The following is a 22,684-nucleotide window of genomic DNA, read 5'->3' as shown; positions in this document are numbered from 1 at the left end:
TCCTTTCCGTAAGCTGAGGGTCAGGTGCCGGACAAGCCCGGCTGCTGCAGTTGCAGCATCGTCGTGGCAGATGCGGAGCCGCCGCGTGGTGCAAGGGTCGCGCCCATCTGCCGAAACTGGCTTGGCACCCGCAGCAGTCTGAAAAACCCTTCGGCTTGGAAGCCTGCATGAAATGCAGGGAATGACGTGATGATGGCGCCACCATATCCGAGTGCTTCATCTCCGCTTTCCTCTCCGGCGCTTTTCCGGATCAATTGACAATTGATTTTGCGTATCCTGGGGAAAACCCGGGATACTTCCTTTTCAAATTCTCAGTTGTGCGCAGTGCAGCAGCGCGACCAATTCCGTCTGGCGCGAGGTTGCAGTCTTGCAGAAGATATTGTGCAGATGAAAATTGACCGTGGGGCGACTGATCGCCAGCTCCTGGGTGATTTCCTGGGTCCGCTTCCCTTGCGACAACAGCTGCGCCACGTTCGTTTCCGAAGGCGTCAGACCCACGGCCTCGGCGATCAGGCACACGCCGTGATCCTTGGCCTCATGCGGCGAATACAGCAGGATGGCAGTCCCCAGCTTCTGCATGTCATCGCTGTAAAGGGGTTTTACCGTCACAAGCAGCGGGCCGGAAAGATGGCCGGTTTCCATGTGGCTCAAGAGCGTTGTGCTGCGGCAATCCGGGTGGCCGGGGCGCCTGAAGAACATGCTGCTCTCGGTGATGGAAAGTCCGGCCGTCCGCGCCAGCCAGTCGCGTATGGTCCGCGTGTCGCGCCCGGTCATCAGCTGCGCGGCGTCGTTCATGAAGATCGGCTGGCTCGCGCTGTTCATCAGCACAATGCCAAAGGAAAACCGCTGTGTCAGAGCCTTGTAGGCGGCCAGGAGGTCCAGGCCTGCAGCCGGCCGGGGTGCCTGGTCCCGCAGTGGCTCGGCGCGCCGGAGCCGCTCGGACTGGCGCAGATGGGCGATGATGGCGGCCACCAGCACCTCTCCGTCGACCGGCAAGGTCAGGTGATCGTCGGCCCCTGCGCGCCGTCCCGCCGCAATATGTGCGGGGGTGGCCTGGTCCGACAGCATCAGGATCGGCACGTCATCGAAGGCGGAACAGCTTTGGCGTATGAATCGCAAAAGTTCGATGCCATCCGCCCCTGCCAGTTGGGTGTTGCACAGGATCAGGTCAGGATGGTCGCTGGCCAGCAGCTGCATCATGCGCTGTGCGGACCGCGCCTCAAGAACACGGTATCCTGCCTGGGACAACGCCTTGCTGATATCCGTCATTGTCGCCCTGACGCTTTCGCAGACCAGGATCCGTGCCGCTGTCGTGATCTGCCGGGCGGTCATGATGCCGGCCCCGAAACCAGTGGCAATGCCGGACTGAATGTGCGGGTGGCGGCCTTGATCGTCCGTGTCACCGCCTCCACCATCCGGTCCAGCTCCTGCTCGGTCCAGGTCGGGTCGACCAGGAAGGCGAGGCTGGTTCGACCCAGTTCTTCCGCCACGGGCAAGGGGCGGGGCGGATGGTGCCGAGGGTCCGCGAATATCGCCTCGCGATAGATCTCGGGGCAGGTCCCTGAAAAAACAGGCAGCCCCTGCCCTGTCAGGTCGGTCAGCAGACGGTCCCGCGTCCAACCCGGCGCCAGCCACTCGGGGCGGATGAAGGCATAGAATCTGTACCAGGCATGGGTCACGCCCCGCGGAGGCATCGGGACCCGCAGCAAGGGAAGGTCCCGCAGACCGCGCGCCAAGCGCTGCACGTTCGCGTGGCGCGCCCGGTGCCAGTCCGGCAGGCGGCGCAGCTGGATCCGGCCGATCGCTGCCGCCAGGCAGGTCATGCGCAGATTGGTGCCGGGCCCGGCGGCATGGAGCCACCGGAAACCCGGCGGCGGGTCGGTCTGGAAGGTCAGGGCCCGATCCTTGCCGTGATCCTTGAAGCTCCAGATGCGGGCGAAAAGCGACGCGTCGTCGGTGACGATCATGCCGCCTTCGCCGCCGGTGGACATGATCTTGTCCTGGCAGAAGGAATAGGACCCGATCGTGCCAAAGCTGCCCACCGTGCGGTCGCCGATCCGGGCGCCGTGGGCCTGTGCGCAGTCTTCGATGACCCAGAGGCCGTGCGTACGGGCCAGGTCCATGATGGCGGGCATGTCGCAGGGCCACCCGGCCAGGTGAACCGGGATGATCCCCCGCGTGCGCGGCGTCATGACCGCCGCAATGGTGGCGGGCGTGATGTTCTGGCTGTCCGGATCGACATCCGCGAAGACCGGCACACCCCCCGCCAGCAGCACGCAACTGGCCGAGGCGACGAAGCTGCGGGGCGTGACGATGACTTGGTCGCCGGGGTTCAGCTCCAGCGCGCGCAAGGCAGCGTCCAGGGTGACGGTGCCGTTCGCCATGGCAATCGCATGGCCTGTGCCTGCATGTTCGGCAAATTCACGTTCGAACGCGGTGACGTCCGGCCCGGTCCAGGCATTGACCCTGCCTGACCGCAAAACCTCGGCGACTGCCGCGATCTGCTCCTCGTCGAAGACTGGCCAGGTGCGGGCGCGCTGCATCATCTATTCCACCATGCGGATGGCAACAAAGGCTTCGGCCGCTGCGCGATGGACAGTCGCGCCGCGCAGCGTGGCCAATGCCCGCAGCGCCGTGCACGAGCGTTCATGCGGTTCGCCGCGTTGCTGGCTGGCGAACAGGGCAAAGGCATCCAGCTTGCGCTGGAGGGTGTCGGTGATGTCCACGAACAGCGTGGGCTGGAATCCCGGGGTGAGGTAAGGCGCGTTCCAGTTCGTCTCGGAAAGGGTTTCATAGGTGAAAAACCGGCGGGGATAGGACGCCTGATGCGGCCGCAGGGCCACCAGGGTGGACTGGAAGCACAGCTGGTGGTCCAGGTGGATGTCGCCCGGATGCGGGGCGAAGACGGTCTGCGGCGCCACCTGGATGATCAGTGCGCCGATGGCGGCGTTCAGGTCGGCATGACCATACCGGTCCAGTTCCGCTGCCGGGCATTCCAGATAATGGGTCTGCGTCACCCCCAGGGCCCGATGCGCGGCAGCCGCCTCGGCGCGGACGGCGCGGGCCTGGTCCTCCGAGAAACGCGGGGGCCGCCCCGAGGTGACGATGGCGACATGCACCTCGGCGCCCGCATCTGCCAGCCGCGCGATCGTGCCGCCGACGCCCAGCACCTCGTCGTCAGGATGCGGAGCCACGACCAGAACCGGTCCGCCGTCGTCAAGGCACCCCATCACACACCCCAAGAATCGAATGTCGCGGCGGCGCCCGCCCATTCAGGTCCAGCAGGTCGATACATGCTCCGTCCCCGCACATGACGGTGACCACGTTGCCCGCGACCTGCTGCACCTGTCCCGGAAGGCCGATGAAATAGCCCTGCCGCGGATGCAGCCGCGCCCTGGTCACCCGGACTGCGGTGCCGTCCGCCATCCGCGTCACGGCCCCCGGATAGGGCGGCCCCACCGCACGGATCAACCTGTCGATGCAGGCGGCGGGACGGGTCCAGTCTATCTGTCCGTCCTGCGGCCTGCGGCGGGCGCAGATCGTCGCCTCGGATTCGTCCTGGGGCGTTGCGGGGCGGTCCCCCGCCCGCAGCCGGTCCAGCAGCGGCGGCAGCATGGCGACCATCTCGGACACGGCGCGATCGTAAAGCGCCCGCGCCGTGATGCGGTCGGGATCAATGCCGAATACGGCCTGCGCCGCCACCGGGCCGTCGTCGATGCCTTCCGCGATCCAGAACAGGGTCGCGCCGCCGCGGCGCTGCCCGGTCAGGATGTGCCATGGGATGACTCCGCGCCCGCGCATGCGCGGCAGGGCCGACGGGTGAAACCCCAGGACCCCCAAGGACGGCAGCGCCCGCAGTTCGGCCCCCACCAGTTGCGACCACCCGATGATCAGCACCAGGTCGGGTGCCGCAGTCCTGATTGCCGCGAGACAGGCCTCATCATCCGTGCGCGCCGCACGGCAGAGCGGGATTGCATTGGCCTTGGCCAGAGGACCCAGGTCGAAGAAGTCGGAATGTGCACCTGCCTGATCCTGCGGCAGGGTTACGATCAGCACCGGGCGATGTCCTGCCGCACAGATGGCGTGCAGCGCCTGCGCCGACCCTTCCACCGCACCGACGAACGCGATTCTCACGACGCCTCCCTTGGCTGGGCGAACAGCCCGCGGGTGAACCAATCGAGGGCCTGGTTCACCCGCGGCTCGTCCCGCCTTTCGCCGAACAGCGCGGTAGCCGCGGTCTCGAGAAGGATACGTCCGTCCAGGATGGCCGACCGGTGCGCCACATACCACAGGTCCAGCGCCAGCTTTTCGCGGTCGTCCAGCCGGGTATTGCCGCTCACCTGCGCCCACCCGGTCAGGCCCGGACGGACAGAGTTGCGCATCCGCCCCAAGGCGCCGAATTGCGCAAGCGTGGCGGGCAGCAAGGGCCGCGGCCCGACCAGCGCCATGTCGCCCTGCAGGATCATCCACAACTGAGGCAACTCATCCAGACGCAGCCGCCGGACAAGCCGCGTGAATGGGGTCACCCGCATCCCGTCCGGCAACAGGGCTCCGTCGGATCCGCGCCGGTCGTTCATCGTGCGCATCTTGCACAGAGTGATGGTCTTCCCGTCCTGTCCCACACGATCCTGACGAAAAAGCAACGGCGGGCCCAATATCAGCCGGATCGTAATTGCCGCGCCGATTTGAATTGGCAACGTCAGCACGTACAATATTGCAACCAGAGGTAATTCAATCCAGCGGCTCATACACGTCGTACCCTACACTATAAAGGCAGGACACCGCGCAACGAAAGGAATGACCCTTTTGTCCGAATCACCGCCATTATCGCCATACATTAAATGTCGCTTATGACATCCCGTGAATCAATATTCATGTTTACCGAATCCCGTTTTGCCTCATAATAAAAAAGGCTTCCGATGTGTCATGCATGGTTTCTGAATGCCGACGCCAAAGGTTCTACATGTAATTACAGGAACCTCGATCGGGGGCGCCGAAATGATGCTGTTCCGGTATCTGCGGGCCCTGGGACCTGCCAAGGACAGGCACCGGGTCGTGTCGATGATGTCCCCGGGGCCCGTGGCGGAGCGCATCGCGCAATTGGGAGTCCGGGTGGACAGCCTGCATGTCGAGGCGGTCTGGAACATTCCCGGGGCGGTGATCCGGCTGCAGCGCCTGATCGACAGGCTCGAGCCCTGCGTGGTGCAGGGGTGGATGTATCATGGCAGCCTGTTGGCCTCGCTGGCGGTGCGGCTGGCGCGCCGCGATGAGGTCGGGCTGGTCTGGGCCATCCACCATTCGCTGTCGGAACCGCGCCGGGAAAAGCGTGCGACGCGTGCGGTGTTGCACGCGCTTTGCCGGCTTGGCGCCCGCACCGACGTCATCACCTATTGCGCGCGCCAGGCCTGCCAGCAACATGTGGCCTTCGGGTTCCCGGCAGACCGAAACCAGGTCGTTCCGAATGCTCTGGACTTGTCCGAGTTCGCGCCGGACCCCTTGGCCCGCAGCCGGCTGCAGGCGGCGGCAGGGATCCCCCTTGGGCGACGCATCATCGGCACGATCGCCCGCAGCCACCCCATGAAGGATCACGCCGCCTTCGTGGCCGCGCTTGCCTGTCTCCTGCGAGAGGGCCATGACGTGCAGGGCGTCCTGATCGGGGCGGGTCAGCCCGACGGGCCGGCAGTCCAGGCCGCCCGGGCTGCCGGAATTGCCGACCGGATCGTGGCGCTGCCCGCACGTGACGACATCGCGGCGCTGGTGCCGGGCCTGGACGCCTACCTGCTGTCCTCGGCTTGGGGAGAGGCGCTTCCCGTGGCCGTGGCAGAGGCCATGGCCGCCGGCGTCCCGGCCGTGGTGACCGATGTCGGCGACAGCGGGTGGCTGGTTGAGGATTGCGGGGAATGCTGCCCGCCGGGCCGCCCCGACCTGATGGCGAAGGGTCTGGCCCGCATCCTGGCCCTGTCCCCCGATGACCGCTGCGCCTTGGGCTTGGCATGCCGCGCCCGCATCGAACATGTCATGTCGATGCCGCAATATGTCGGAACTTATGCCCAGATCCACGCTGCCGCCATGTCCCGACGAAGCCGCGCGCGCCCGGTGGGAGCACATGCATGAACATGCTGGCGCAAAACCAACGCGGCGCTCCTCCGTCCGAAAGCTGGTCCGAGCGGCTGGACACGGACGAGCTGATGCAGCTGATGCGTCGGAACCTGTGGCTGATGATCGTGATCGCCCTGGCGGTGACGGGGGCAACCGCTGCCTATCTGTCGATGCGCATCCCGGTCTACCGCACCCAAGGCGCCATGGTGCTGACCAATTCCGAGATCCGGATGAGCCAGATCGACACCCAGCTGCAAAGCTACGAGCTGACGCGGGCGCGGGTCGAGACGGAACTGGACGTGCTGCGTTCGCGCAGCTTTGCCGAACAGGTCGCCCGGTCCATCGGCCTGTTTGACGATCCGGAATTCCTGCCTCTCCCGCACGGCCCGGAAAACCCTGGCACCTCTGTCGAACATGCGCGGGCGGTGATCGAGAAGCTGCTGGCGTCCTACATGCTGCGCCGCAACGGCGAAAGCCTTGTCATCACCGTGCAGGCCGAAGCCACCACGCCCGAACTGGCCGCCCGTATCGCCAACGGCGTCGTGGTCAGCTTCATCGAACTGTCGCGGACCCGCCAGACCAGCATCATCGACAGCTCGACCTTCCATCTGAAGAACCAGATCGAGAACATGGGCGGCACCCTGTCGCAGCGCCAGTTCGAGCTGGCTGACTTCATCCGTCGCAACGCGCTGGACGATTCCGGACTGCCCGACCGTCTGCGCCGCGAGGCAAGCCACCTGGCGGCGGTCCGGTCCGTGATGGAAAGCGAAGGCCGCCTGGCGACGCCCGAGGCGCAGCGCGTCGTCGCCGAACTGGCCGATCTCGACGGACAACTGTCCGAGCGGACCCTGAACGACCTGGAGCTGGGCCGCATGCACCAGGCGGTCGAACTGTTGTCGTCGCGCTATCGGACCGCCGTCGAACGGCTGAGCGACCTTGAACGGCAACGCGACCTGATTCAACCCGACGCCAGGCAGATCACCGTGGCGGAATTGCCCCAGGAGCCGGCGGGCCCCGATTTCGGGCTGACGCTGGCGGCGAGCGTTCCGGCGGGACTGATCCTGGCTTTCGTGCTGGCGCTTTTGCGCAGCGTCGTCAGCCAGCGCATCTGGGATGACACGCAGCTGGCGCGGATCGGCGGCCTGACGAACCTCGGCATGGTCCCTCATCTCCGCCGGCGGGGCATCCTGCTGCGCCGTCCGCGACCTGTGGACGTCGTGAAGGAAGAGCCCGAGGCCACCTACAGCGAGGCGATGCGCTCGCTGGTCACCATCTGGTCGAACCTGCCCGGCTCCGACACCACTGCCCGGGTGCTGATGATCACGTCGGGCTTTGCCAAGGAAGGACGCACCACCATTGCCGTCTCGATGGCCGCCACCGCGGCACTCGACGGCCTCAGGGTCCTGTTGTTGGACATGGACACGCACAGCCAGGGCGCCAGCCGCAGCCTGGGTCTGGCGACCGCCGGGCTCAGCTTCGGGCAGGTCGCGGAAGGGTTCGTGCCGGTGTCCGATGCGCTGCAGACGGTGGGTGGCCCTGACAGGTTTCACCTGCTGGCCTTCAGGCGCGGCGCCCAGCTGACACCGCGCGTCCTGCGCTGCTTTGCCAGCCGGGTCCTGCCGCAGCTGAAACAATCCTATGACCTGATCATCATCGACACGCCGCCCGCCTTGGCCTTTGCCAATGCCGTCCGGCTGGCGGGCGTGGCCGACGAGGCCCTGCTGATTGTGCGGGCGGGAAGGACGACGCTGCGAACGGCAGACAGCGCCCTCGAAAAGCTGCGCACCAACGGGTGCATTGTGCGCGGCGCGGTGATCAACGATGTTCGCACCGGGCGGTACCGGCAATTGACCAAGGGTGACCACCATGGCTAGGACTGCTGGATCATGGGCCGTGGCGATATGCTTGGCGGTCCAGGCCAGCCCGGCAACCGCCACCGCCTTCCCCGGTGCCGAAGGTTATGGCGCCACGGCCGAGAACTGGCGTGGAGGGAGGGTGGTCGCCGTGACCTCTCTGCGCAACGAGGGGCCGGGTACCCTGCGGGCCTGTGTCGAGGCACAGGCCGCCCGGGTCTGCATCTTCAAGGTGGCGGGGACCATCACGCTGGACCGCCCGCTGATGGTCCGGTCCGATGTCTATGTGGCGGGGCAGACGGCCCCTGGGGGCGGGATCCAGCTGCGGCTTGGCCGATCTGCCACCGGACCCCTGGTGGTCAAGAACGCCCGCGACGTCGTCATCCGGTTCCTGAAGATCCGCCCCGGCACCGGCGGCGGGGTGTCGGCCAATATCGACGCGGTGACCGTCGAGAACGCGCAGCGGGTCTATCTGGGCAACCTGTCTCTGGCCTTCGCCAGCGACGAGACCTTCAACGTCCATGTCGCCGCCAGCACGGTGCGCGACATCACCCTGGCCGACAGCATCCTAGCCTATAGCCTCGACCGCGCCAACCATCCCGAGGGCCGGCACTCCAAGGGCGCGCTGATCTGTTCTGACCAGGGCACCGGGAACCAGTGCGGGCGGATCAGCCTTCTGCGCAACCTCTTTGCCCATCACCGGGATCGCAACCCGGACATCAAGGCCACCGCGATCGGCCCGGTCGAGGTCATCAACAACATCTTCTACAACCCGATCAGCCAGTTCGGAGAGTTCTACGACCTGCTGGGTGATACGACCGTCGCCTATGCCGGCAACCTGGCATTGACCGGGCGATCCACCACCGACCGTGCCGCCACCGCGGTCGAGGGTTTCGACTGGAGCCCGGAACACGAACTGGCAATATGGGCGCAGGACAACCTTGCCTTTCGCTGGACCGGTTGCACAACACGCCGCCCGATGCCGGTCCTTGACCCGGTCGCTCAGGTTCATCCCGCGCCCGTGCCCGTCAGGCTTACCGTCAGGCCGATGGCCGCATCGGCGGTGGAGGGGACCCTGCCTGCCCGGGTCGGTGACGTGCTGCCCGGCGGGGGTCATCGCGACAGCCTGGACCGCCGCGTCCTGTCCGATCTGGCCAGTTGTCAGGGGAACGTGATCGATGCGCCGGCGCAGGTCGGTGGCTGGCCCCCGATCCCGGCAGCCGCCGCGCCACCCGACCGCGACCGCGATCATTTTCCCGATGCCTGGGAGGCGGCCCGTCCCGGAATGGACCCCGCGCGGCCCGACGACCCGTGGAAGTCACTGAACGGGACCACCGCCCTGGAGCTTTGGCTGGCGGAACTGGCGGGTGACCTGTGAGCGTCGAGGCACATCACCTGCCGGGCACTGCCGGTTTGCGCAGGCGCCTGGCCGTGAACCTGGCCTGGATCGGCTCGTCGCAGGCGGTCATCACGCTGCTGGGGCTGGCCTCGCTGGCCCTGACGGCGCGCGCCCTGGGGCCCGCGGGGCTGGGGGTGCTGGCCTTCATCGAGGCCTATGCCCGCATGATCGCCCGCCTGGTCCATCCCGAGCCGTGGCAGGCGCTGATCCAGCACGGCACGCGGGCGCTGGAATGCGATGACGCGGGGCGTTTCGGGCAATTGGTCTGGCTGTCGCTGCTGGCCGACCTGCTGGGGGGCCTTCTGTCCGCGGGAATCGGGTTGCTGCTGGCCCACTGGGTTGCGCGCTGGCTGCAGGTGGCGTCGGGCCACGAACAACTGCTGATGCTGGCGGCGGCGGCGACGCTGATCGCGCCCCGCCCGACGGCGATGGGCCTGCTGCGGATCTATGACCGCTTTGATTTGCTGGCCCGCATCGACATGACAATCGCCCTGTTGCGGCTGGTGCTGATTGTGCTGATCTGGTCGATGGGGATGGGCCTTGCTTGGTTCGTGGCGCTGATGGTGGTCTGGACCTTGGCCGAGAACCTGGTGCCCATGGCGCTTGCCTTGCGAGAGATGCGCCGGCGTGGGCATGCCGTGCGCAGCGCATCCGTGCGCGGCATCCTGCAGGACAATCCCGGTCTGCTGCGGCTGTTCGTGAACAGCAACGTCAATGTCACGCTGCGCCAGATGCGCCAGCGGCTGGACATCATCCTGCTGGCCGGCGTCCTGCCGGCATCCGCACTGGGCCTGTACCAGCTGGCGCGTCGCATCGGCGACGCGGCCCTGCGGATCGGGCGGCCGCTGACGCAGGTCTTCATGCCCGAATTCGCGCGCCTCGCCGCGCGGGAGGAATTCGGCACCCTGCGCCGCTTGATGCTGGCGGGGTCGCTTGGGCTGGGGGTCGTGCTGCTGGTGCTGCTGGTGCCGCTGGCACGCGGCATGGACCGCATCCTGCCCTTCCTGTTCGGACCGGCTTTCGGGGATGCTGTCGGGACGGTGAACATCATGGCGGTGGCCATGGCCCTCTACATGGCCAGCATGTCGCTCGGGCCGGCCCTGATCAGCCTGGGGCGCGACCGCGCCATGACGGTCATCAGCGCGGTGACCACGCTGCTGTTCTTTGCCATGCTGATCCCCGCGGCGTGGATCTGGCAGGCTGAAGGGGCTGCGGCCGCGCATCTGGTCTCGAATGCGCTGTGGCTGGCGGCGTCGGCGACGGTGGCCTGGGCAGCCTTGGGGCGATCCGGGGGACATGGCCGATGACCGCTGCGGCAGCCCCGGTCCGGCAATCGGTGCAGATCGACACGGGCTTCGCCCTGGCCTGCCTGGCGGTATTCCTGTCGCCGATGAACTACCTGCGGCTGCCGGGCCTCTATTTCACCGCCACGGACCTGGTCGCGGTGATCGGGCTGGTGGTGATGCTGAGAGCGCGCCGACTGCCCCGCCGCCCTTTCGGCGCCGCCACCGGCCTGTGGATGAGCGGGTTTCTGTTGCTGGGCGGGGGGCTGATGCTGGGGTCCATTGTCAACGGCTGGCCGATCGACCTGCTGGTGATCCTGATGCAATACGCATTTTCCCTGATCGCGCTGCCGCTGCTTTTGGCGGGGCGGCCAGCGGCGCAGGTCACCGTCATGCTGCGGGTGCTGATGTATTCCATCACCTTCGTGATGCTGTTCGGCATCTGGGTGTTCCATTTTGTGCCTCACCCGCCCGTGGAGTTCGTCACTTTCTCCGGCCGTCTGCAATCGCTGGTCGAACGGGAAAACGAGTGCGCGGCCCTGGGAGCCATTGCCCTCATCCTGCTGGTCCATTTCTGGCAAAGCGGCACCGCACGGGTGGCAGAGATCGTGATCGCCCTGCCTGCCCTGCTGTATGGCATCATGCTGACGGGATCGAACACCGGCATCATGGTGCTGGCGATCGGGATCATGGTGCTGACGCTGCTGAGCGGGTCGCCCCGGACCATGGTGATGCTGGGCCTTGCCGCTGGCACAGTGGCGGCGCTTCTGGTCACGGGCGGCGACGTCCTGCTGCCCGAGGTGTTCCGCGACCGGGTGCTGAACGGCATCCTGGCCGGAGACGTCGAACAGGCCGGGACCTTCTCGGACCGCGTGATGCTGATCCAGGAGGCCATCCGCATCGCCCCCGACTGGCTTCTGGTAGGGATGGGGGCCGACCAGTACCGCTATTTCAGCGCTTACGGCCACCCGGTCCACAACACCTATCTGCTGCTGCTGAACGAGGGCGGGCTGCTGTCGCTGTCGGGCCTGCTGCTGTTGCTGCTGACCGGGCTTCCCGCAGCCTTCCTGGCGCTGTCAAGCGGCCCCACGCGCAAGAACGGCGCACTGACACTGACGATCCTGCTGATCTATGCCTTGGTCCTGAGCACCTTCCCGCATTTCTACGCCCGGTTCTGGAACGTCCCGCTGATCCTTGCCCTGTCGGTGTCCTGCGCCTGTCGCCGCGCCGTGGTTCCTGGGACGCCCCTGCCCGGAAAGGATGTGATCCATGCCTGACCCTCATACTTTCCCCCCGGTGATCCGCGTGCTGGCGGTGGGGCTGTCGATGCTGGTGCCGATGGCGGCCCCGGCGGACCCCTATCGGCTGCATCCGCAGGATCGGCTGCTGATCCGCGTCCTGACTTGGGAATTTAGCCAGAGCGCCCAGATGTCCCTGGACAAGGTGTCGGGCGAATACACCATAACACCCGAAGGCCAGCTGCAGCTGCAGCTGGCAGGGCCGGTGCATGCAGCGGGACAGTCGCTTGCGGAACTGTCCGTGGCGGCCTCGGACATGCTGCGCCGTGCCGCGGGCATGCAGGACCCTCTGCATGTGTCGGTCGAACTGGTCTCCAGCGCGCCCGTCTATGTGATGGGTGCGGTTCAGACGCGCGGCGCGGTCGCGTTTCGCCCCGGCCTGACGGCGCGCCAGGCGCTGGCGCTGGCGGGCGATCTGTACCGCGTCACTGCCGCCAACGACATGATGCGCAGCGTCGCCGTGACCGGCGACGTCCTGGCATCCGAGGACAGACTGCGCCGCCTGCGGCACGAGGAAGGGCTGGTGAAGGCCGAACTGGATGCCCTGTCAACCCGGACTCCCTCGGATCCCGCACCCGCCGACCCGCCCGCCGCCGGTGCCGCTGACGACGGCGACGTGCAGGCCCGCCTGCTGAAGGCCGACCGCGAAAGCCGCCGCACCCGCGCCGCCAGCCTGCAGGACCTGCAGGACCTGCTGACAAGCAAGATCGATCGCCTGGACCAGCAGATGACCCTGCGCGACGAACAGATCGGCACGGTCAGCCGCGACCTGCAGGATATCCAGAGCCTTAAGGACAAGGGGCTGGCCGCGAATGCGCGGGTGACGGCGCTGTCGACATCGCTGAACGACCTGGAGGCGCGGCGTCTGGAGCTGGAGACGACGCTGCTGCTGACGGAGCAACAGCTGAACCAGGCCGAGCGCGACAGCGGCACGATCGAATTCGACGCGCTGACGCGGCTGCTGCTTCGGCTTGGCGAATTGCAGTCGGAAATCGCACGCGAGGAAATATCGCTGTCGACGGCCAGGCAGCTGCAGGTCCAGATGCTGATCGGGCAAGGGACCGGGCCGTCCGACGACCCGGTCGCGCGGCCGGTCTTCACCATCATCCGCCCCGGTGCGGGTCACCTGAGAGTATCGCCCGATGCCCTGCTTGCGCCCGGCGACACGCTGGAGGTCACGCTGCCCGCCATGGATCAGATCGCGGCGGGCCCATGACGGCGGCTCATGCCATCCTTTTTCCCTTTGTCGGCGGCGATGTCGTCGGCGGCAGCCACTTGTCGGCACTGCGCCTGATCGCGGCACTGGACCCCGGCCGGTTTCGCCCCCGTATCGTCCTGCACGGGGGCGGGGGGCGGTTGGCCGGACTGATCGAAGATCACGGCCTGTCCTGGGATCGGCTGGATCACCCGGGCATCATCGCCCCCCGCTATAGCCGAGAACCGGGCAATGTCTCCCTGCCGCGCTATATGATGGCCTCTGCCGGAGGGTTGCGGCGCCTCCTGACGAACTGGGGCATCGATCTGGTCCATACCAACGACGGCCGGATGCATGCCAATTGGGCCCTGCCGGCGCGCCTGGCAGGATGCCGACTGGTCTGGCATCATCGGCAGAGCCCCACGGCCTTGGGCGTCAACCTGATCGCGCCGCTGCTGGCACACAGGATCATCGGCGTGTCGCATTTCTCGCGCCCCGCCCGCCCGGTCTGGCCCCTGCGCGACCGGTTCCGGGTGATCCCCAGCCCGTTCGACCTGACGGCGGTCCGCCCGGACCGGCACGCATCGATGGCCCGGATCCGCACTGCCATCGGCGCCATGCCCAGTGCGGTTGTCCTGGGCTATGTCGGGGTGCTGAACTGCCGCAAGCGCCCCGATCATTTCGTCCGGGTGATCGCGCGACTGCACCGCGACATTCCGGATCGGGACATTCACGGTGTGATCTTGGGCCGGGCCGAGCATCCGGACGATCCGGTCATCCGGAACTGCATCGCCCTGGCGGCAGAGCTTGGCATCCGGAGCAGGCTTCACCTGCTGGGCCACCGGTCGCCCATAGAGCCGTGGCTGGCAGGCCTGGACGCATTGCTGGTGACGGCGCTGGACGAACCCTTCGGGCGCACCCTGATCGAGTCCATGCACCTGCATGTGCCGGTCGTCGCCACGCGCCATGGCGGCAACCCCGAGGCGATCCATGACGGGAGGACCGGGTTCCTTGTCGAGGCCCGTGACCCCGCAGCCTTCGTTCCGCCCCTGCGCCGCCTGATGGAGGATCCGGAGCTTCGTGACCGCATCACAGAGACCGCCGCCCGCGGGCTGGAACGCTTTGCCTCCGACGTTCATGTCCGTCACGTCCAGGACCTCTATGCCGACCTGCTGAAACCATCCGCTGCCACCCGGAAGAAGGTCCGCCATGTCTGACCCAAGGCTTCCCAGCTTCATCATCGCAGGGGCCGCCAAATCGGCCACGACCTGGCTGCAGCAATCGCTGCAGGGATCGCCGCGCATCTTCATGCCCGCACCCGAGCCGCATTTCTTTTCGCGCCACCACCAGGCCGGGATCGCCTCCTATGCCGCCCTCTTCGCAGATGCCGGCGCCGGCGCGATCCTCGGCGAGAAGTCAAACTCCTACCTGACCACGCCCGGCGCCGAAACACGGCTGCATGCCCATCTTCCCGACACCCGCTTGATCTTTCAGCTGCGCGACCCGGTGGAGCGGGCCTATTCCGACTATGCGATGCTGTTCCGCCGGGGGGAGGTCGATGGCGACATAGGGCGGCACCTTGATCCTGACCGTGCTGCGACGGGCCGCTTCCTGCATGACGGCTGCTATGCCCTGCACCTGAGCCGGTTCTATGACCTCTTTGCACCCGAACAGATCCTGGTGCTGCTCTATGAACAGATGACGCAGGCGCCCGGACGACAGCTGGACCAGCTGGCCGCACATATCGGATTGCAGGGCGCGTTGGCACCCCCATTGAGGGAGCGGGTCAAGGATGCCCGGTCGGCGGCCGTGCCCCGGCCGCTTCGACGCCTGCTGGCACCGTTGCGACCCGCCCTGGACCCGCTGCGCCAGACGGCGTTGATACGGGGGCTGCGCACCCTGGTCGCGCGGCCTTACGAGTATCCTGCGCTCGACCCGGTCCTGAGGGCAGAGATCGCCGATTTTTATCGGCCCCACAATGCGGCGCTCATGGGATTGACGGGAATTTCGCTGCGGCCATGGTCGCAGGACCGCACACCGGCCGACGACCAAGGGATGCGGAAAACCAACCTGCCGAGCAAAAACCGCCCGGATGCGGATTTCATTTAATTCAGGAACAGCGGAATTTATGTCCATTGGGTGAAGATACCTGGCCAATTTCAACTAATAATTGACGGGCGCTTACGGCGTCAGTTTCTGGCCTGATCCAAGCGAAAAATTCTCCAGTGCAATCGACTATATTTCAACCAATTGGGCTGGATCTATACATTTGGCTAGGGGCTATCCGATCGTACAGGACCCTGCTCTCGCAGCCGTGATACACTCAAATCACCTGAATATACTCAATCATATTTTCTCCGACGGGCAGTATATGCGTGGATGGTAGGCATGGTTTGGGACTTTGGATTTCCGCATGATGCCGATCGGGACTGGCGGCTTATTCGGAATCCCGTTCGCCATAAATCAGAACTCGTCGCCAACAAACGGCTTGTAGCCGCGGATGCCGTGGCGGTCGCGGTCGCCGCCTGCATTGCCACGGTTCTGTCGGCTGGCGCACATTTCGACTGGACCGAGCTGTCCGCCTTGCCCCTGTTCATCGGCCTTTCCCTGGTGGTGATGTTGCCGCTCATGGTGGTGGCCGGTTTCTATTGCCGGCATAGCCAATCCTCTTCTCTGCCTGACCTGACGATGCTTGTCCCGGGGACGGCGCTGGCGGTGGCAGGCAGTCTGGTAATGGCCCGGGGAACCAACTGGCTGCCCCAGATCCCTCTGACGACATTCCCGATCATGTTCCTGGCCCTGCTGCCCATGCACGGCGCCGCCCGGCTGTCGGCCCGCGGGCGGGAGTTGATCCGCCGTCGGCAGCGTCTCCGGGACAACGAGGTCCCCGTGCTGATGATCGGTCTGGGCGCGACAGGCGACCTGTTCCTGCGGGCGGTCCATCAAGGCCTGTCGACCTACCGGGTGATGGGCATCATCGACAGTTCGATGGACAGCAAGGACCTGCTGTTCCACAGTGTTCCCATCCTGGGATCGGTCCATCAGCCCCAACCCGTCATCGACCGCCTGATGGCCAGTGGAAAGCTGCCCCGCTGCCTCCTTCTCACCGAGGCGGTCAGCCATTTCGACAGCGACGGCATGGCCGTCCTTCTGACTTGGGCCGAGGCACATGGCATCAAGGTCAAGTCGCTGCCCAACCTGACCGAGCCCGTCAGCCACGACACCTCCTGTCACGAGATCGACCCCGAGGACGTGCTGATGCGCCCCCAGAAAACGGTGGAACGCCAGCTGCTGCGTGCCACCTATCGCGGGCAGAAGGTGCTGGTCACCGGCGCCGGCGGATCGATCGGCGGCGAAATGGTGCGCCAGCTGGCGTCGCTGCAGCCCTCCGAACTGGTGCTGATCGAGAACTGCGAGCTGAACGCCTATCAGATCGACCGCCTTCTGGCGCGGCATTTCCCGCAGGTGCCCCGGCGGCTGCACATCTGCTGCGTCCGCGACGCGGCGCATGTGAACGCCATCTTCCAGGCACACCGGCCAGACCTGGTGTTCAATGCCGCCGCCCTGAAGCACGTCCCGCTGGTCGAGTTGAACCCCTGCGAAGGAGTGCTGACGAATGTCATCGGCACCCGCAACATCTGCGATGCGGCCCGCGCGGCCGGTGCCCGCGCGGTGGTGCAGGTGTCGACCGACAAGGCCGTCAACACCACCAACGTGATGGGCGCGACCAAGCGCGTCGGGGAATTCTATTGCCAGGCGCAGGACCTGATCACTCGCGAGATCGGCTGCGACACGCGGTTCTTCACCGTGCGGTTCGGCAATGTACTGGGATCATCGGGGTCGCTGATCCCGCTCTTTCAGGAACAGATCGCGCGGGGCGGACCGCTGACTGTCACCGATCCGCAGATGGAACGCTATTTCATGACCATCCGCGAGGCGGTCGAACTGACCCTGCTGGCGGCTGCCCAGGGCCTGAAGGACGGTCACGACACCGGCCGCATCTTCGTGCTGGACATGGGCTCCCCGGTGCGCATCGTCGACCTGGCGGAGCGGATGATCACGATGGCGGGGAAGGTCCCCGGAAAGGACATCAAGGTCGAATTCGTCGGGATCCGCCCCGGCGAGAAGCTGTTCGAGGAACTGTTCGACCGCAATGAACGAATCGTGCCGGCCGGATTCGCCGGGGTGACCTGCGCCATTCCCCATCCGGTTCCGATATCGCGGCTTCGTGCGGCCATGCTGCGGCTGGAAAAAGCCGCACGGGCTGGCGATGAGGACCTGGTGCGCGCCGGGCTGTCAGACCTGGTTCCGGGCTATGGCACGCCCTCGACAGCGCCCGAACGGGCGATATCCGTCCAACTGCCCCGAAACAGGCAGGTCGCCGTCGGAGCGGTCGCATGAATACCGTCCCGACCCTGCCACCGGTGGCTCCGGCACGCCCGCAGACCGTGCTGGTGATCGCCAGCCTGGCATGGTCGCTGGTGAACTTCCGGCTGGATCTGATGCGCCGCATGCGGAGACACGGCCACCGAATATTGGCCGCGGCCCCCGATTTCGACACCTTGACCGAGACCGCCCTCCGCGCCGAAGGGATCGAGCCGCTGACCCTGCCGATGGATCGCACCGGCCTGAACCCGTGGTCCGATCTTCAGACCTTGCGATCGCTGCGGCGCATGCTGCGGGACCGGCGCCCCGACCTGGTCCTGCCTTATACCATGAAGCCCATCATCTATGGCTGCCTAGCCGCGCGGCTGGAGGGGGATCTGCGCTGCTGTCCCCTGTTCACGGGGCTGGGCTATGCTTTCTGCGATCCGACACCGTCCGGCAAGCGGCGCATGGTGCGTGGGGTGTCCATCGCGCTGCACCGCATCGCCACCCGCAACACGCGGCTGGCTTTCTATTACAACCCCGCCGAGGCGCGCGACCTGCGCAGGTTCCGCCTGGTTCCCGCCCATGCGCGGCTGATCGCCGTTCCGGGGTCCGGGGTCGACACCGACCGGTTCCGTCCGACGCCGCTGCCCGAGGGCGTGCCGGCGTTTTTGTTCGTGGGACGGATGCTGCACAGCAAGGGCGTGGATGATCTGGTTGCCGCCGCCCGGCAGCTGCTGGCCGAAGGACACCGGTTTCGCCTGGATCTGGTGGGGCCGTGCGACAGCAACCCCGACGCGGTCAGCGATGCAACACTGCGGGCCTGGCAGGGGGCGGGGATCACCTATCACGGCGCCACGCGGGACGTGCGCCCCTACCTGCAGGCTTGCCATGCCTTCGTTCTGCCCACCCGACTGCGCGAGGGTGTGCCACGGACCATTCTGGAGGCGATGGCCTGCGGGCGGCCGATCATCACCACCAATGCCCCAGGCTGCGGCGAAACGGTCGTGGACGGTGAAGCCGGCCTGGTCGTGCCGATGGCCGATGTCGCGGCCCTTGCCGCCGCCATGCGCCGTTTCCTTCAGAACCCCGCGCTGGTGGAGCGGATGGGCGCGCAGGCCCGGGCCCGGGTGATGGCCCACCACGATGTGCATGACGTCAACCGCCTGCTGCTGACCCAGCTGGGGCTGGAGCCCGAGGCTGCGCCGCAACCCGTGGAGGTGCCGTCATGGGCCTGATCGCCAAAACGCGGCAGCCGCAACGTGCAGTCCTGACGCGGTTTCTGGGCGTTGGATTGGCGAACACCGCCTTTGGCTATGGCGTCTATGCGCTGTCGGTGCTGGCGGGGCTGCCGGCCCAAGGGGCGCTGGTCGTGCAGTTCGTCCTGGGTGCCCTGTGGAATTACCACCTGCACACGCGGCTGGTCTTTGCCGTGGAGGGCTGGGGGCGCCTGCCCGCCTATGTCGCGGCCTATGTGCTGATCTATGCGCTGAACGCGGCCGGATTGGCCATGGTCATGGACCTGGGCGTCGGGCCGCTGCTGGCCCAGCTGATGATCCTGCCCTTTGCCGTCATGCTGTCATGGCGACTGGTCGGTCGGGTGATGGGCCATCGTGGCGGAGTGTCCGCATGAGCCTAGTCGAACGCCCTGCGGTCATCGGGACCCACCCTTGGAAAAAGGTGCTGCCCGCGGCGGGGGTGGTCGCGACGGTCATGATCCTGGGTGCGCTTTTCGGACGGATCATGGGCTATGACCTGCGCCGCGACGAGTTCATGTTCCTGCCGCCCGCCGCGCTGCTGGACGACTACCGGCTGTACGACCAGCTGTTCTACAACCACGTGCCCTATTCGGCCTGGCTGTTCCGGGGCGTCCACATGCTGCTGCCGGATCTGGGGCTGCTGGCGGCAGGGCGCTTGACGGTCTTTGCGGCCTGGCTGCTGCTGCTCGGCGGGGCCGGGTGGCTCGGCTGGCGACTGACGCGGTCGGCGGTCGTGGCCGCGTTTTGCGTGGCAAGCCTTCTGACGGCCGATGTGCTGCTGGGCCAGACCGGAATGGCGGCCACGAACAACCTGCTGCCGCTGCCCTTCGCGATGTTGGGCCTTGGCCTGATCGCGGTGTCGCTGAGCGAAGGCGAGCTGCCTTTTGGCCGCCTTTTTATCGCCGGGGCCATGCTTTCGATTGCTGCGGGCCTCAAGGTCAGCGCGGCTGCCGTCATTCCTGCCGTGGCCGTGGCCTGCTTCCTGCTCCCGAAGGAGCTTTCCCTCGGGCAGCGCGCCAGGCGACTGGCCTTGCCCGTGGCGCTTGGGGGGGCGGTGGGTGCGCTGCCACTGTTCTGGCTGCTGGTCACCATGCCCGACCGGTTCATGGCCCATGTCCTGGGCTATCATCTGGGACCGCAGGTGGCCTATTGGCAGGCCAACATGTCGAGCGAGCCGGGTCTGGCCCTGACTTTGGAGGCCAAGTTGCGGCTGGCCCAAACGATGTGGCTGTCGGGCACCTCCCTGCTGGCGCTGTTCGTGATGCTGCTGGCCCTCGTCCTGGCGTGGCACCGGCTGACGGGTGCGGTGGCCATGGTGGCGGCGGCGACGGTCAGCGCTGCGGCCATGGGGTTCCTGCCCAGTCCTGGCTTTCCGCAGTATTTTGCCCCACCGCTGATCGGGCTGCCGCTGCTGACCGCGCTGCTGGTCGGGCGCCTTGATCCGGCGGAACGGGCACGGTTGGTGCCCGGGCTGCTTGTCGCCTGCGCCCTGATGCTGACGCTGGCGGCGCCGCGCCTGGCGCCGGGACTGCGGGCGCTGCACGATCCCGATCGGCTGACCCCGGCCCGCTTGGCCGCCGGCGCGCAGGCCCTGAACGATGCGACGTTGACCCCTGGTCCGGTTGCCACCCTGTCGCCGCTCTACCCGTTGCAGGCCGGCCTGCCCATCTATCCCGAATTCGCAGCCGGCCCCTTTGCCTACCGGGTGGCCGATGTGACGCCACCGGGTTTGCGCGCCCTCTATGTCATGGCCGGCCCCCGTGACCTTGAGGCCCTGTTCGCCGCCACCCCGCCCGCCGCCATCCTGACGGGCTTCGACCCGGGGCTGGAACGCGCCCTGGTCGCTTATGCCCGCCGCCACGGGTTCCAGGCCACCGTCCTGCCTGCCCTGAGCGACCGTTATGGCCAAGGCACCCTGTGGCAGCGCCCCCTTCCCGACCCGTTGTCCACGTTGCCCGGAGAAAGCTCATGAAGACGATCCTGCTTGCCGGCGGCCTTGGTTCGCGCCTTGCCGAGGAAACCACCACGATCCCGAAACCCATGGTCGAGATCGGCGGCCGCCCCATCATCGCCCATGTGATGGACATCTACAGCCAGTTCGGCCAAACCGAATTTGTCGTGGCAGCTGGCTACAAGTGCCTGATGCTGAAGCAATTCTTTGCCAACTATCACCTGATTGCCAATGACATCAGCGTGTCGGTGGACACGGGCACGATCTCTCTCCGGCCGATCAGCGCGGGGGGCTGGAACGTCAGCGTGGTCGATACCGGCGCCCATACGATGACCAGCGGCCGCATCCGCCGCCTGCGGGACTGGGTCGGCGACGAGACGTTCATGGTCACCTATTCCGACGGGCTGGGCAATGTCGACATCGACGGTCTGCTGGCCTTTCACCGCAGCCACGGCAAGCTGGCCACCGTCACCGCCGTGCAGCCCCCCGCCCGGTTCGGCAACATGGAGCTGTCTGGAAACCGCGTCAGCGCCTTTACCGAAAAGGTCCGTCGCTACGAAACCTGGATCAACGGCGGCTATTTCGTCTTTGAACCGGGCGTCTTCGACTACCTGGTGGACGACATGGAGCCCTTGGAACAGTCGCCCCTGATGCAGCTGACCCAGGACGGCGAGCTGATGGCCTACAAGCATTACGGCTTCTGGCACCCGATGGACACGGTCCGCGACCGCAATTCCCTGAACGCCCTCTGCTGCGAAGGGACGCCCCCATGGCTGCAGTTCGACGCCGAGGGGGACCGGCACGAAGCGCGCGTGGTCGTGGCGATATGACGCCGGTTCCGCCCCCCGACCCTGCCGGGCCGCGCCCCTTTGGCGGCGCCCTTGCCGGCGCGCGCATATTGCTGACCGGACATACCGGCTTCAAGGGCAGCTGGCTGACGCTGTGGCTTGACCACCTGGGGGCGGAGGTCCGGGGCATCGCCCTGGCCCCTGACAACCGGGACGCTCTCTATACCGTTGCGGGGGTGGAGGCTCATTGCGACAGCCGCCTGGCCGACATCAACGATCCGCAGGCTCTGGATGCTGCCGCACAGGGGTTCCGCCCGGACATCGTCATCCATATGGCAGCCCAAGCGATCGTTCGCGACGGCTATTCCGACCCTGCGGGAACCTTTGCCACGAATGTGGTCGGCACCGCCAATGTGCTCGATCTGGCGCGGCGGCAACCCTCTGTGACGGGCGTGGTGGTGGTCAGCAGCGACAAGTGCTACGAAAACAACGAATGGGACTGGGGCTACCGCGAGACCGACCCCTTGGGCGGATCTGACCCCTACAGCGCATCCAAGGCCTGTACCGAACTTGTCGCGCAGGCCTATCGCCGTTCGTTCTTCCATGATCCCGCAGGACCTCAACTGGCCTCAGCGCGGGCAGGCAACGTGATCGGCGGCGGGGACCAGGCCCCCCATCGCCTGATCCCGGACATCGTGCGCGCCACGCGGTCAGGCCAGCGGACGGTCATCCGCAACCCCGGCAGCGTCCGGCCCTGGCAGCATGTGCTGGAGCCCCTGGCCGGGTATCTGACCCTGAGCGCGCGGCTGCTGGACGGCTGCAGGCCATCAGCTGCAGGGCCGTGGAATTTTGGTCCCGATACCGATGCCACTGTATCCGTGGGCGATTTGTGCCGCCGCCTTGCCCGCCACTGGGGCGAGGACGCTCCCTGTTTCGAGTTTGGCCAGGAGGGTCCGGCGCCGCACGAGGCCGGCCTGCTGCGGCTGGACAGCACCAAGGCGCGGCTGCGGCTCGGATGGCATCCCCGACTTGCCTTGGACGAGGCATTGGCCCTGACGGCGGACTGGTATCGCGCACATGCCGACGGCCGCGACATGCACGCGGTGACGCTGGCCCAGATCGCCGCCTATCAGGCGCGGCTGACCTCTCTCTCCCTCGATACGATCCCCCATGGCCTGGCCGCAGAATAGG

Annotated in this window: 20 protein-coding genes; 14 read left to right on the top strand and 6 right to left on the bottom strand. The window is 66.6% G+C overall.

The genetic code is table 11. From position 1 onward, the window contains the following. Positions 1-20: 20 nt before the first annotated feature. Genes ACZ2G3_RS16975 through ACZ2G3_RS16950 form a run of 6 tightly spaced genes read right to left on the bottom strand, consistent with a single transcriptional unit; the run spans position 21 to position 4,748 of the window. The gene (locus ACZ2G3_RS16975; protein WP_470399685.1) at positions 21-254 is read right to left on the bottom strand and encodes a hypothetical protein; all 234 of its coding nucleotides are present in this window, start codon (positions 252-254) and stop codon (positions 21-23) included. Positions 255-303: 49 nt separating this feature from the next. Continuing rightward, entirely contained in the window at positions 304-1,332 is a 1,029-nt protein-coding gene (locus ACZ2G3_RS16970) for a response regulator (RefSeq protein ID WP_470399683.1), read from the bottom strand. Further along, positions 1,329-2,546 carry a DegT/DnrJ/EryC1/StrS family aminotransferase gene (locus ACZ2G3_RS16965; protein ID WP_470399681.1) on the bottom strand — a complete coding sequence of 406 codons (1,218 nt, stop codon included), beginning with the start codon at positions 2,544-2,546 and terminating at the stop codon, positions 1,329-1,331. Before ACZ2G3_RS16965 ends, ACZ2G3_RS16970 begins: the two co-directional genes overlap by 4 nt. After that, positions 2,547-3,230, bottom strand: a complete 684-nt coding sequence (locus tag ACZ2G3_RS16960) for a PIG-L deacetylase family protein (RefSeq protein WP_470399680.1) — start codon at positions 3,228-3,230, stop codon at positions 2,547-2,549. After that, entirely contained in the window at positions 3,217-4,134 is a 918-nt protein-coding gene (locus ACZ2G3_RS16955; RefSeq protein ID WP_470399678.1) for a methionyl-tRNA formyltransferase, read from the bottom strand. The genes ACZ2G3_RS16960 and ACZ2G3_RS16955 overlap by 14 nt, the downstream gene beginning before the upstream one ends. Further along, entirely contained in the window at positions 4,131-4,748 is a 618-nt protein-coding gene (locus ACZ2G3_RS16950; protein ID WP_470399676.1) for a sugar transferase, read from the bottom strand. Before ACZ2G3_RS16950 ends, ACZ2G3_RS16955 begins: the two co-directional genes overlap by 4 nt. Positions 4,749-4,998: 250 nt before the next feature. Between ACZ2G3_RS16950 and ACZ2G3_RS16945 the strand changes: the two genes are divergently transcribed. The 14 genes from ACZ2G3_RS16945 to rfbG all read left to right on the top strand — a co-directional run bounded on the left by ACZ2G3_RS16945 (position 4,999) and on the right by rfbG (position 22,683). Next, the gene (locus ACZ2G3_RS16945) at positions 4,999-6,114 is read left to right on the top strand and encodes a glycosyltransferase (protein WP_470399674.1); all 1,116 of its coding nucleotides are present in this window, start codon (positions 4,999-5,001) and stop codon (positions 6,112-6,114) included. Positions 6,115-6,116: 2 nt separating this feature from the next. After that, entirely contained in the window at positions 6,117-7,973 is a 1,857-nt protein-coding gene (locus tag ACZ2G3_RS16940; RefSeq protein ID WP_470399672.1) for a GumC family protein, read from the top strand. Then, positions 7,966-9,330, top strand: coding sequence for a hypothetical protein (locus ACZ2G3_RS16935; RefSeq protein ID WP_470399670.1), 1,365 nt, complete (start codon positions 7,966-7,968; stop codon positions 9,328-9,330). The genes ACZ2G3_RS16940 and ACZ2G3_RS16935 overlap by 8 nt, the downstream gene beginning before the upstream one ends. Next, positions 9,327-10,658: a lipopolysaccharide biosynthesis protein gene (locus ACZ2G3_RS16930; protein WP_470399669.1), complete on the top strand. Its 1,332-nt coding sequence runs from the start codon at positions 9,327-9,329 to the stop codon at positions 10,656-10,658. The genes ACZ2G3_RS16935 and ACZ2G3_RS16930 overlap by 4 nt, the downstream gene beginning before the upstream one ends. After that, on the top strand, positions 10,655-11,911 hold the full coding sequence (locus ACZ2G3_RS16925) for an O-antigen ligase family protein (RefSeq protein WP_470399667.1): 1,257 nt from the start codon (positions 10,655-10,657) through the stop codon (positions 11,909-11,911). The genes ACZ2G3_RS16930 and ACZ2G3_RS16925 overlap by 4 nt, the downstream gene beginning before the upstream one ends. Then, positions 11,904-13,148 carry a polysaccharide biosynthesis/export family protein gene (locus ACZ2G3_RS16920; RefSeq protein ID WP_470399665.1) on the top strand — a complete coding sequence of 415 codons (1,245 nt, stop codon included), beginning with the start codon at positions 11,904-11,906 and terminating at the stop codon, positions 13,146-13,148. Before ACZ2G3_RS16925 ends, ACZ2G3_RS16920 begins: the two co-directional genes overlap by 8 nt. Beyond that, positions 13,145-14,344: a glycosyltransferase gene (locus ACZ2G3_RS16915; RefSeq protein ID WP_470399663.1), complete on the top strand. Its 1,200-nt coding sequence runs from the start codon at positions 13,145-13,147 to the stop codon at positions 14,342-14,344. The genes ACZ2G3_RS16920 and ACZ2G3_RS16915 overlap by 4 nt, the downstream gene beginning before the upstream one ends. Continuing rightward, positions 14,337-15,236: a sulfotransferase family protein gene (locus tag ACZ2G3_RS16910; RefSeq protein WP_470399661.1), complete on the top strand. Its 900-nt coding sequence runs from the start codon at positions 14,337-14,339 to the stop codon at positions 15,234-15,236. Before ACZ2G3_RS16915 ends, ACZ2G3_RS16910 begins: the two co-directional genes overlap by 8 nt. Before the next feature lie 396 nt (positions 15,237-15,632). Next, positions 15,633-17,528, top strand: a complete 1,896-nt coding sequence (locus ACZ2G3_RS16905) for a polysaccharide biosynthesis protein (RefSeq protein ID WP_470399660.1) — start codon at positions 15,633-15,635, stop codon at positions 17,526-17,528. Then, the gene (locus tag ACZ2G3_RS16900) at positions 17,525-18,733 is read left to right on the top strand and encodes a glycosyltransferase family 4 protein (RefSeq protein WP_470399658.1); all 1,209 of its coding nucleotides are present in this window, start codon (positions 17,525-17,527) and stop codon (positions 18,731-18,733) included. Before ACZ2G3_RS16905 ends, ACZ2G3_RS16900 begins: the two co-directional genes overlap by 4 nt. Then, positions 18,724-19,128 (top strand): GtrA family protein, encoded by a 405-nt coding sequence (locus ACZ2G3_RS16895; RefSeq protein ID WP_470399656.1) that lies wholly within the window; start codon positions 18,724-18,726, stop codon positions 19,126-19,128. Before ACZ2G3_RS16900 ends, ACZ2G3_RS16895 begins: the two co-directional genes overlap by 10 nt. Continuing rightward, positions 19,125-20,726: a hypothetical protein gene (locus ACZ2G3_RS16890; protein WP_470399654.1), complete on the top strand. Its 1,602-nt coding sequence runs from the start codon at positions 19,125-19,127 to the stop codon at positions 20,724-20,726. Before ACZ2G3_RS16895 ends, ACZ2G3_RS16890 begins: the two co-directional genes overlap by 4 nt. Next, positions 20,723-21,535, top strand: a complete 813-nt coding sequence (gene rfbF, locus ACZ2G3_RS16885) for a glucose-1-phosphate cytidylyltransferase (protein WP_419269483.1) — start codon at positions 20,723-20,725, stop codon at positions 21,533-21,535. Before ACZ2G3_RS16890 ends, rfbF begins: the two co-directional genes overlap by 4 nt. After that, a complete protein-coding gene (gene rfbG / locus ACZ2G3_RS16880) occupies positions 21,532-22,683 on the top strand; it encodes a CDP-glucose 4,6-dehydratase (RefSeq protein ID WP_470399651.1) in 1,152 nt (383 codons plus the stop codon). Before rfbF ends, rfbG begins: the two co-directional genes overlap by 4 nt. Position 22,684: the final 1 nt, after the last annotated feature.

The sequence above is a fragment of the Paracoccus sp. KKT209 genome, from assembly GCF_055635455.1.
This window is presented reverse-complemented; position numbering and strand designations above follow the sequence as displayed.

Excerpts from the sequence above, each read along its gene's own strand:
- ACZ2G3_RS16970 (WP_470399683.1), bottom strand. The coding sequence starts at position 1,332 with ATGACCGCCCGGCAGATCACGACAGCGGCACGGATCCTGGTCTGCGAA.
- ACZ2G3_RS16965 (WP_470399681.1), bottom strand. The coding sequence starts at position 2,546 with ATGATGCAGCGCGCCCGCACCTGGCCAGTCTTCGACGAGGAGCAGATC.
- ACZ2G3_RS16960 (WP_470399680.1), bottom strand. The coding sequence starts at position 3,230 with ATGGGGTGCCTTGACGACGGCGGACCGGTTCTGGTCGTGGCTCCGCAT.
- ACZ2G3_RS16950 (WP_470399676.1), bottom strand. The coding sequence starts at position 4,748 with ATGAGCCGCTGGATTGAATTACCTCTGGTTGCAATATTGTACGTGCTG.
- ACZ2G3_RS16945 (WP_470399674.1), top strand. The coding sequence starts at position 4,999 with ATGATGCTGTTCCGGTATCTGCGGGCCCTGGGACCTGCCAAGGACAGG.
- ACZ2G3_RS16940 (WP_470399672.1), top strand. The coding sequence starts at position 6,117 with ATGCTGGCGCAAAACCAACGCGGCGCTCCTCCGTCCGAAAGCTGGTCC.
- ACZ2G3_RS16935 (WP_470399670.1), top strand. The coding sequence starts at position 7,966 with ATGGCTAGGACTGCTGGATCATGGGCCGTGGCGATATGCTTGGCGGTC.
- ACZ2G3_RS16925 (WP_470399667.1), top strand. The coding sequence starts at position 10,655 with ATGACCGCTGCGGCAGCCCCGGTCCGGCAATCGGTGCAGATCGACACG.
- ACZ2G3_RS16920 (WP_470399665.1), top strand. The coding sequence starts at position 11,904 with ATGCCTGACCCTCATACTTTCCCCCCGGTGATCCGCGTGCTGGCGGTG.
- ACZ2G3_RS16915 (WP_470399663.1), top strand. The coding sequence starts at position 13,145 with ATGACGGCGGCTCATGCCATCCTTTTTCCCTTTGTCGGCGGCGATGTC.
- ACZ2G3_RS16910 (WP_470399661.1), top strand. The coding sequence starts at position 14,337 with ATGTCTGACCCAAGGCTTCCCAGCTTCATCATCGCAGGGGCCGCCAAA.
- ACZ2G3_RS16900 (WP_470399658.1), top strand. The coding sequence starts at position 17,525 with ATGAATACCGTCCCGACCCTGCCACCGGTGGCTCCGGCACGCCCGCAG.
- ACZ2G3_RS16895 (WP_470399656.1), top strand. The coding sequence starts at position 18,724 with ATGGGCCTGATCGCCAAAACGCGGCAGCCGCAACGTGCAGTCCTGACG.
- ACZ2G3_RS16890 (WP_470399654.1), top strand. The coding sequence starts at position 19,125 with ATGAGCCTAGTCGAACGCCCTGCGGTCATCGGGACCCACCCTTGGAAA.
- rfbF (WP_419269483.1), top strand. The coding sequence starts at position 20,723 with ATGAAGACGATCCTGCTTGCCGGCGGCCTTGGTTCGCGCCTTGCCGAG.
- rfbG (WP_470399651.1), top strand. The coding sequence starts at position 21,532 with ATGACGCCGGTTCCGCCCCCCGACCCTGCCGGGCCGCGCCCCTTTGGC.